At 68.7% G+C, this 9,990-nt stretch carries 5 protein-coding genes; 2 read left to right on the plus strand and 3 right to left on the minus strand.

The window, feature by feature from the left end; all coding sequences use genetic code 11:
• Position 1 precedes the first annotated feature (1 nt).
• Positions 2–2,731, plus strand: a complete 2,730-nt coding sequence (locus tag ODR01_RS18580; protein WP_316979194.1) for a DUF4159 domain-containing protein — start codon at positions 2–4, stop codon at positions 2,729–2,731.
• Positions 2,728–4,803, plus strand: a complete 2,076-nt coding sequence (locus ODR01_RS18585; protein WP_316979195.1) for a hypothetical protein — start codon at positions 2,728–2,730, stop codon at positions 4,801–4,803. The genes ODR01_RS18580 and ODR01_RS18585 overlap by 4 nt, the downstream gene beginning before the upstream one ends.
• On the opposite strand, the gene ODR01_RS18590 is transcribed toward ODR01_RS18585, so the two are convergent.
• The 3 genes from ODR01_RS18590 to ODR01_RS18600 form a co-directional block, all read right to left on the minus strand.
• Positions 4,800–6,794 (minus strand): methyl-accepting chemotaxis protein, encoded by a 1,995-nt coding sequence (locus tag ODR01_RS18590; RefSeq protein WP_316979196.1) that lies wholly within the window; start codon positions 6,792–6,794, stop codon positions 4,800–4,802. The two genes, ODR01_RS18585 and ODR01_RS18590, sit on opposite strands and share 4 nt — an antisense overlap.
• 339 nt (positions 6,795–7,133) lie before the next feature.
• Entirely contained in the window at positions 7,134–8,816 is a 1,683-nt protein-coding gene (locus tag ODR01_RS18595) for a methyl-accepting chemotaxis protein (protein WP_316979197.1), read from the minus strand.
• Between the two features lie 351 nt (positions 8,817–9,167).
• A partial coding sequence (locus tag ODR01_RS18600) for a methyl-accepting chemotaxis protein (RefSeq protein WP_316979198.1) occupies positions 9,168–9,990 on the minus strand: 823 nt, incomplete at its 5' end.

A 9,990-nucleotide genomic window follows, 5' to 3' on the forward strand; every position in this document is an offset into this window, starting at 1 on the left:
CATGTGGACGCTTGGCTCCCTTTCCTTCGCGGCTCCCTGGGCCCTGGCGGCGCTGCTCGCCCTGCCGGCCCTGTGGTGGCTGCTGCGGATCACGCCGCCCACCCCGCTGCGCGTGGTCTTCCCGCCGCTCCGCCTGCTGCTGGGGCTGACGGCGCGGGAAGAGACCGCCGCCAAGTCGCCGCTGTGGCTGATCCTGCTGCGCGTGGCGCTGGCGGTGGCCGTGATCTTCGGCCTGTCGGACCCGGTGCTCAACGCGGCGCGCGGCCTCGGCGGCCAGGGGCCGGTCATCGTCGTCGTCGACGACGGCTGGGCGGCGGCGCGCGACTGGGCCGGACGGCAGGCGGCGATGGCCGGCCTGCTCGACCAGGCGGCGCGCGAGGGCCGGCCGGTCCTGTTGACCGGCACGGCGCCGACCGGCGGCGCCGTGCCCGACCTTCAAGTGACGCGGGCCGAGGAAGCCCGAACGCGCGCCCTGGCGCTGGAACCGAAGCCATGGGCCGGCGATCGCGCCGCCACGCTGGAGCGCCTGACCGGCGCGCTGCAGCGGACCGGCGTGCCGGCGGGCGAAGTGGTGTGGCTGAGCGACGGCCTGAGGGAGGGCGACACCGACGCCTGGCTGAGCGGCCTGGAGCGCTTCGGCCCCGTGCGGCTGATGCGCGACGAGCCGGGACGGCCGGCCGTGATCCTGCGCCCGCCGGAAGCCGAGCGCGACGCGCTTCGGTTCCGGGCGTCGCGCGACAGCCCGGCCGGCGCGCTGGACGTGTGGGTTCGCGCCCACGACGCCGAGGGGCGGCTTCTGGCCCGCCAGCCGCTTCGCTTCGCCGACGGCAAGGCCGAGGCCGAGGCGGCGCTCGACCTGCCGGCCGAGATGCGCAACCGCCTCGCCCGCTTCGACATCGAAGACCAGGGCACCGCCGGCGCCGTGGTCCTGCTCGACGAACGCTGGCGCCGCCGCCCGGTCGGCCTGGCAACCGGCCCACAGCGTTCCGAGACGCAACCCCTGCTGAGCGAGTTCTATTACGTCAACCGTGCGCTGGAGCCGTTCACCGAAGTCAGGCGCGGCGCCGTCGCCGACCTTCTGGGGCGCACGCTGGCGGTTCTCGTGCTGGCCGATTCGAGCCCGCTTTCCGAGGACGAGGGCCGGGCCATCGCCCGCTGGATCGAGGACGGCGGCATCCTTCTGCGTTTCGCCGGGCCGCGCCTGGCCGACGACGCCACCCTCGACGACCCCCTGGTGCCGGTGGCCCTGCGCCAGGGCGGCCGCACCCTGGGCGGCGCCATGTCGTGGGCGCGGCCGGCCCGTCTCGCCCCGTTCGCCGCCGCCAGCCCCTTCGCCGGGCTGGCGCTGCCGGCCGACGTCGCGGTGGCGCGCCAGGTGCTGGCCAGCCCGGCGCTGGATCTTGCCGAGAAGACCTGGGCGACGCTGGCCGACGGCACGCCGCTGGTCACCGCCGAGCGTCGCGGCAAGGGCTGGCTGACGCTGGTCCACACCAGTTCCAACACCAGCTGGTCGAACCTGCCGCTTTCCGGCCTGTTCGTCGAAATGCTGCGCCGCGTGGTCGACTTGAGCCACGGGGCGGTGGCGCAGCCGGGCGGACCACCGTTGCCGCCGCTCGAATCGCTGGACGGCTTCGGACGCCTGGGTGCGCCGCCGAGTGGGGCGCTGGGCCTCGCCGCCGACGGTTTCGAGGGCGCCGTGCCCGGCCCCGAGCATCCGCCCGGCTATTACGGCCAGGCCGACGCCCGACGCGCGCTCAACCTGTCGGCCAGCCTGCCCGACCCCCGCGCCCTGGCGGCGACGCCGGCCGGCGTCGCCACCGAGACCTACGGCCGCGACCGCCAGGTGGCGTTCCAGCCCTGGCTGCTGGCCGCCGCCCTGCTGCTGGCCCTGATCGACCTCGCCGCCAGCCTGATGCTGCGCGGGCTGTTGCGCGGCCGCACCCGGGCCGCACCCGCCGTCGTGGCGATGGTGGCGCTGCTCGTCGTCGCCCAGCCCCCGGCGGCGCGGGCCCAGTCGCTGGACGGCCTTGGCGGCGAGGCCTTCGCCGAAGAGGCCAGCCGCTCACCCCGCCTCGCCTACGTGATGACCGGCGACGAGCGCATCGACGCGGTCAGCCGCGCCGGCCTCGTCGGCCTTAGCGTCATCGCCGGCCGGCGCACCGCGGTCGAGTTGGAAGCCCCGGTCGGCGTCGACCTCGAACGCGACGACATCGTCTTCTTCCCCCTCCTCTACTGGCCGGTGACGGAATCCGTCGCCCCGTCGGTGGAAACGGCGGTCAAGCTCCGGGCCTTCATGGACGGCGGCGGCGTCATCCTGTTCGATACCCGCGACCCGGAAGGCGCGGTGTCGATCGGTGCCCTGCGCCGGCTGGCCGACAGCCTGCGGCTGCCGCCGCTGATTCCGGCGCCGGCCGAACACGTGCTGTCGCGCGCCTACTATCTGCTGCGCGACTATCCCGGGCGCTGGGCCGGCGGCACCGTGTGGGTCGAACGGGCCGGCGAGCGCGTCAACGACGGCGTATCGCCGGTGATCGTCGGCAGCAACGACTGGGCCGCCGCCTGGGCGATGGACGCCGAGCAGCGCCCCCTCTATCCGGCGGTGCCCGGCGGCGAGCGCCAGCGCGAGATGGCCTATCGTTTCGGCATCAACCTTCTGATGTACGCGCTGACCGGCAACTACAAGGCCGACCAGGTGCACGTGCCGGCGATCATGGAAAGGCTGGGGCTATGAGTGCCGGCATCGCCTGGGCCCCGTTGCTGCCGTGGCCGCTGATCGCCGCCCTGGGCGGCGTCGGCGCCGTCCTGCTGGCGGTGGGCGCGCTTCGGCGCGGACGCGGCCTATTCTGGCGGCTGACGGCGCTGGCCATCCTGGTGCTGGCGCTTTTCAACCCGCGCTGGATCCACCAGAAGACCGATCCCCAGAAGGACGTCGCCGTCATTCTGGCCGACACCTCGCCCAGTCAGGGGGTCGGCCAGCGCCGCGCCCAGACCGCGACGGCGCTGGAGGAGTTGAAGGCGGCGCTGGCCGGGATCGCCGATCTCGACGTCAGGATCGTGGAGGCGGGCGGCGACGGTCCGGGCGGCGGCGACGGCACCCGGCTGTTCGAAGCGCTCGAGTCGGCGGTGGCCGACATCCCGGCCGGCCGCTTCGCCGGCGCGCTGGTCGTCACCGACGGTCAGGTCCACGACGCGCCGAAGGCCAAGGCCTCGCCCTTTGGCCCGGCCCCCGTCCATCTGCTGCTCACCGGCCAGCCGGGCGAACGCGACCGGCGCATCGTCATCGACCAGGTGCCGGGATACGGACTGGTCGGCAAGGAGATCACCCTTTCCTACCGGGTCGAGGACCGCGAGGCCGAGGGTCGGGAACCCGCCGCGACGGGCGGAACCGCGCCGATCACGGTTCGCGTCGACGGCCGGGTGGCGGCGCGGGAGACCGTGCCGGTCGGGGCCCGCCAGCCGTTGACCCTGACGCTGGAGCACGCCGGACCGACCGTCATCGAGCTGGAGGCCGGGCCGCTCGCCGACGAGTTGTCGACGGTGAACAACCGCGCCGCCGTCGCCGTCAACGGGGTGCGCGACCGGCTGCGGGTGCTGCTGGTGTCGGGCCAGCCCCATCCCGGCGAACGGACGTGGCGCAACCTGCTGAAATCCGACCCCGCCGTCGACCTCGTCCACTTCACCATCCTGCGGCCGCCGGAAAAGGACGATTTTACGCCGCTGCGCGAGCTCGCCCTCATCGCCTTTCCGGTGCAGGAGCTGTTCGAGGTAAGGCTCCGCGAATTCGACCTCATCGTCTTCGACCGCTATCTGGTCCGCCACATCCTGCCGCCGGCCTATTTCCAGAACATCGTCAACTACGTACGCGACGGCGGCGCCCTGCTGGTCGCCTCGGGGCCGGAATTCGCCGGTCCGCAGAGCCTGGGCGAAACGGCGCTGGCCGACATCCTGCCGGCCCAGGCCAGCGGGCGCGTGCTGGTGGCGCCCTATCGCCCGGCGGTCACCGAGGTCGGCCGCCGCCATCCGGTGACCTCGGCGATCGAGCCCGCCGCCGGCGCCCGGCCCTGGGGCCGCTGGTTCCGCCAGATCGAGGGGACGCAGCAATCCGGCACGCCGCTGCTGGCCGGCCCGGACGGGCTGCCGCTGCTCGTCCTCGACCATGCCGGCGAGGGCCGGATCGCCCAGTTCATGACCGACCACACGTGGCTGTGGGCACGCGGCTACGACGGCGGCGGCCCGCACGCCGAACTGTTGCGCCGGCTGGCCCACTGGCTGATGAAGGAACCGGAACTGGAGGAGGAGGCGCTGACCGCCGAGGCCCGGTCCGGCACGCTGACGGTGGAGCGCCGCAGCCTCGATCCCAAGCCCGCCACCGTCTCCGTCACCACGCCCTCGGGCGCGGTCAGCACGCTCACCCTGACCCCGCAGCAGGACGGCCGCGCCGCCGCCACCCTGCCGGCCGACGAGCCCGGTCTGTATAGGACGGAAGACGGCGTCCGCACGGCGTTCGCCGCAGTGGGGGCGCTCAACGCCCCCGAACTGGCCGACCTCAGGGCGACGCCCGAACCCCTGCGCCCGCTGGTGGAGGCCAGCGGCGGCGCCATCCGCTGGCTCGCCGACGGCGTGCCGGCCATCCGCCGCACCTTGCCGGAGCGCGCCGCCGCAGGGCGCGGCTGGGTGGGCCTCACCCAGAATGGCGCCGCGGTGGTGGTCGGCATCAACCAGGTGGCGCTGCTGCCGTGGTGGCTGACCCTGACGCTCGCCCTGGGCGCGCTGGCCGCCGCCTGGTGGCGCGAGGGCCGCTAGGCGGCCCGCACGCTGACGAGGAAGCGGTTGACTTCGGCGTGCAGCGTTTCGGACTGCTGTGACAGCGCCGTGGCCGCCGCACGGATTTGCTCGGCCGCAGCACCGGTTTCGTTGGCCGCCTGACTGACGCCGCCAATGTTGGCGGAAACCTCCTGGGTTCCCGCCGCCGCCTGCTCGACGTTCCTGGCAATCTCCTGGGTCGCCGCGCCCTGCTCCTCGACCGCCGAGGCGACACCCGAGTTGACCTCGTTGATCTTCGAGATCGTCTTGGTGATCTCCTCGATGGCCGACACCGCTTCGCGGGTGGCCGCCTGGATACCGGTGATCTGGGCCCCGATCTCGTCGGTGGCCTTGGCCGTCTGGTTGGCCAGGTTCTTGACCTCGGAAGCGACCACCGCGAAGCCCTTGCCGGCGTCGCCGGCCCGGGCCGCCTCGATGGTGGCGTTCAAGGCCAGCAGGTTGGTCTGCTCGGCGATGTCGGTGATCAGCGCCACCACTTCCCCGATCTTGTTGGCGGCCTGGGCCAGGCCCTGAACCTTGACGTTGGCGCGTTCTGCCTCGGTCACCGCAGCGGACGCGATCTGCGAGGCCTGGGTCACCTGGCGGCTGATCTCGGAGATCGAACTCGCCAGTTCTTCGGAAGCCGAGGCGACGGTCTGCACGTTGGCCGAGGCCTGCTCGGAGGCCGCCGCCACTGCGGCGGCTTGGCGCGTCGTCTCCTCGGCGGTCGCCCCCATCGATTGGGAGGAGGCCTGCATCTCGCTCGCCGCCGCCGCCACCGACTTCACCGCTTCCGAAGAAGTGGCGTCGAAAGCTTTGCACAGATCCTCGATACGCTTGGCCCGTTCCGCCCGGGCTTCCTGCTCGCGCCGTTGTTCTTTGGCCAAGCGGTCGGCCTCGATCATGTTCTCCTTGAATACCTGCACGGCCGCCGCCATGCCGCCGATCTCGTTGCGCCAGCCCCGCGCGGGAATATCGACGGTCATATCGCGTGCGGCCAGCCGCTTCATGGCATCCGCCATCCGCGATACGGCCTGGGCGATGGCGCCGCCGATGACCTGGGTCAGGGCGAATACGACGAGAGAGGCAAGCGCCAAGGCGGCCAGGAAGAGATACAGCGCCCGATCCCGTTCCTGCTGGGCGGTCTGCTGAACGGCGGCAACGTCTTCCTCCGTATCCTTCGTGACGGCTTCAAGTTTGGGCTCGACTTCGGCGAACAGCCGGCTCAGGACCTTGATGTCCTCTTCGATCTCCAGGCGGATCGGCGCCAGGGCGGCGAAGTCGCGTTGATAAGCCGCCATCTTCGCACGGATTTCGCCTTTAGCGGCGTCCGCGATCGCCGGATTGGCGGCAAGTGCCGCTTCGAACTCCTTGGCCCGCGCCGCCATGTCCTTGACGTATTTGGCGTCGAGACGGGCCAGGAAATCCTTCTCATGGCGACGCATCATCAACATGAGAACGGTCAGTTCCGGTGCGTTCGCAGCCTTGAGGCGCTCTTCGGCGTCATGGACCGACCCCCGCAAGGCCCCTTGCAGGCCTTCCTCGGGCGTAAAGCCCGCCCGCCGCCACTGATCCGCCACCTTGGCGAACTGGCGGACATAATCCTCGAAGCCGGCACGAACAGCCTTGATGAAGGACAGGGTCTCGGGTTCATCGTGCCGCGTGCTCAACTGGTCAAGAGCGGCGATCGTCTTCTGGCTAACCTCGGCATGACCGGCAAGGGACTTGCCGTCCAGGCGGATCAGGAAATCCTTTTCCCGCCGGCGAGCGTCGAGAAAGTCATAGCGGGCCGCCTCGACAATGCGGATGGTGTCGGTCGCTTCCCGTTCCTCGGCCTGGATCGCGGACAGCCGGCTCAAGACCATGACGGATATAAGGGCAATTGCCAAAAATCCCGCCAATGCCATCCCGGCGACCAGCCGCATCTGCCAGCCAATCCTGAGGTTCCGGAGGAAGGTGCGTTGGCCTTTCTGGGTCGTTTCGGAGATCATCGTTTCCGTATCCCGTTTTCTTCTTCTGGCCCGGCGCGCCAAGTTGGTGCCGGCGGGGACGCAACATCATGCGATCGCCCGATCCAATGGGGGTCGGCGGAAAGTCATGATGGCCGTCCCGGCCTTCTTGCTCCGGCAATATCCGTGCCGCCAGGAGCCCTTCCGCGTGGATTGGGCCGAACCACGCGCCCACGGCGGCAGGCCAGCCCGTCCTGTCGGAAAGTACACCAGCACTGGAAAACAGATCGTTAACGAATCCGCTAGCAATATCTATTGATATTCAACCATTCATTGCCCCCCTCGGCCGACAACACCCGGCCGGCGGCCAAGCCGCGGACCCTAAGCGGCCCGCACGCTGGCCAGGAAGCGGTCGACCTCGGCGCGCAACGTCTCGGACTGCCGCGAGAGATCGTCCGCCGCCAAGAGGATCTGGCCGGCCGCCGTGCCGGTCTCGCTGGCCGCCTGACTGACCCCGGCAATGTTGGCGGAAACCTCTTGGGTGCCCGCCGCCGCCTGCTCGACGTTGCGCGCGATCTCCTGCGTCGCCGCCCCCTGCTCCTCGACCGCCGAGGCGACACCCGAGTTGACCTCGTTGATCTGGGAGATGGTCTTGGTGATGGACTCGATGGCCGAAACGGCTTCCTGGGTGGCCGCCTGGATGCCGGCGATCTGGGCGCCGATCTCATCGGTCGCCTTGGCCGTCTGGTTGGCGAGGTTCTTCACTTCCGAGGCAACGACCGCAAAACCCTTGCCGGCATCGCCGGCCCTGGCCGCCTCGATGGTGGCGTTCAAGGCCAGCAGGTTGGTCTGCTCGGCGATGTCGGTGATCAGCGCCACCACTTCGCCGATCTTGTTGGCCGCCTGGGCCAGGCCCTGGACCTTGACGTTGGTCTGCTCGGCCTCCTTTACCGCGGCCGAGGCGATCTGCGAGGCCCGGGTCACTTGCCGGCTGATTTCGGAAATCGAGGAGGACAGCTCCTCAGTCGCCGCCGCCACCGTCTGCACGTTGGCCGAGGCCTGTTCCGAGGCCGCGGCCACGGCGGAGGCCTGGCGCGTCGCTTCCTCGGCGGTGGCTCCCATCGATTCCGAAGATGACTGCATCTGCGAGGCCGCCGAGGATACCTGCTTTACCACGCCGCCTACCGACGACTCGAAAGTGTCGGCCATCCTCAGCACGGCCTGTCGCTTTTCCTCTTCGGCGCGGGCCTTTTGCGCCTGCTGATCCTTCTCGAGCTTTTCGACCCGAATCGCATTTTCCTTGAAGGTTTCGAGCGCTCCGGCAAGATCGCCGATCTCGTCGCCGTGATCGGTGTATTTGACAACGATCGATTTGTCGCCGCTGGCCAACCGATTCATGCTGCTCGTGATATCCTTAAGCGGAGCGGACATGTTCCGCGCCAAATACCACCCGCCGCCGCACACCAGCAGCAAAATGGGAACAAAACACGCGAGCAGTTTGAGAATCGTCTTCCGAAACTCCTCGGCCACGTCATCGAGGTAGATGCCGGTGCCGACGATCCATTGCCACGGCTCGAACAGGGCGGCCGCCGCAACCTTGTCGGTCAGGACCTTTTTCTCCCCCTTGGCGAAGACGTAATAGGCCGGCTTCCCGCCTTGTTGTGCGCTTTTGATGAGTTCGCGGATGAGATAGACCCCGTTTGGGTCCTGCAAATCGTAGAAATTCTTCCCTTCTCGTTCCGGCAGCGTCGGCAACAGGACATTGGTGCCGTCCGTCTTGTAGATGAAGTAGTACTCCACCTTGTCGTAGCGCACCTTACGCAGAGCTTCCTTCGCGAGATGTTGGGCGGTCTTTTCATCGAACTCGCCCTTCCGGGAGCGGTCGTAATAGTGGACAACCACATCTCTCGCGATTTCCGAAAGATTGCGGATCTTGACCGCCCTGTCATCGATCATCGTCTGATGCAGGATGGAAAGTGAAAACCCCGTCATGACGATGATGCCGAAAATACTGATGGCGATGAGCGCAAACAGTTTGGCGGATATTCTAATTTTTTTCAGCATGCTCCCGGTCTTTCTTGAACTGCATGGGCAATGCACGAGTCGCGCTCCCCAATTTTTTTGGGTTCGCAACGGGTTATTGCCTAAATTATACAATTATTGGGGGTTATTCGATGAATGTATATCGATTTTTTTTATATGGCGCCAGGAAAATACGCTTATTCTGTTTCAAAATGATGGCGTCAGATTGTTAATTGGTAACAATTTGTTACGCAGTGATGACAACGGCGAACATAGGACGCGAGACTTTCTCCCCTCGGTGCCCCCGGGCCCAAAAAGCAGCCGCCCCGCCTCCGGGGGGAGGCAGGGCGGCATAATGGGCAGCGCCAAGTGCCGGCAGGAAGCCCTGATCGATTACGCGGCCCGCACGCTGGCGAGGAAGCGGTCGACCTCCTCGCGCAGCTTCGCCGATTGGCGCGACAGGTCGCCGGCCGCCGAATGCATGCCGGCCGCCGCCGTGCCGGTTTCCGTAGCCGCGTCGTTGACGCCGGCGATGTTCGAGGAAACCTCGTGCGTGCCGGCCGCCGCCTGTTCGACGTTCCTGGCGATCTCCTGCGTCGCCGCGCCCTGCTCCTCGACCGCCGAGGCCACTCCCGAGTTGACCTCGTTGATCTTCGAGATGGTCTGGCTGATCGTCTCGATCGCCGCCACCGCCTCTTGGGTAGCGGCCTGGATGCCCGAGATCTGGGCGCCGATCTCGTCGGTTGCCCGGGCCGTCTGGTTGGCCAGGTTCTTGACCTCGGAAGCGACCACCGCGAAGCCCTTGCCGGCGTCGCCGGCCCGGGCCGCCTCGATGGTGGCGTTCAAGGCCAGCAGGTTGGTCTGTTCGGCGATGTCGGTGATCAGCGCCACCACTTCGCCAATCTTGTTGGCGGCGGTTGCCAGGCCTTGCACCTTGATGTTGGTGGCTTCCGCCTCCTTGACGGCGGCGGAAGCGATTTCGGAGGCCTGGGTCACCTGCCGGCTGATCTCGGAGATCGAACTCGACAACTCCTCGGCCGCCGAGGCCACCGTCTCGACGTTGGCCGAGGCCTGTTCGGAGGCCGCCGCCACGGCCGAAGCTTGCCGCGTCGTCCCCTCCGCCGTCGCCGTCATCCGCGCCGCCGACCCCTCCATCCCGGTCGCCGCCGTGCTCACCTGTTCAACCAGTTCCCCCACCGACGTCTCGAACTGGTCG

This window comes from Shumkonia mesophila (assembly GCF_026163695.1).
In the GTDB taxonomy this organism is placed as follows: Bacteria; Pseudomonadota; Alphaproteobacteria; order Rhodospirillales; family Shumkoniaceae; genus Shumkonia; species Shumkonia mesophila.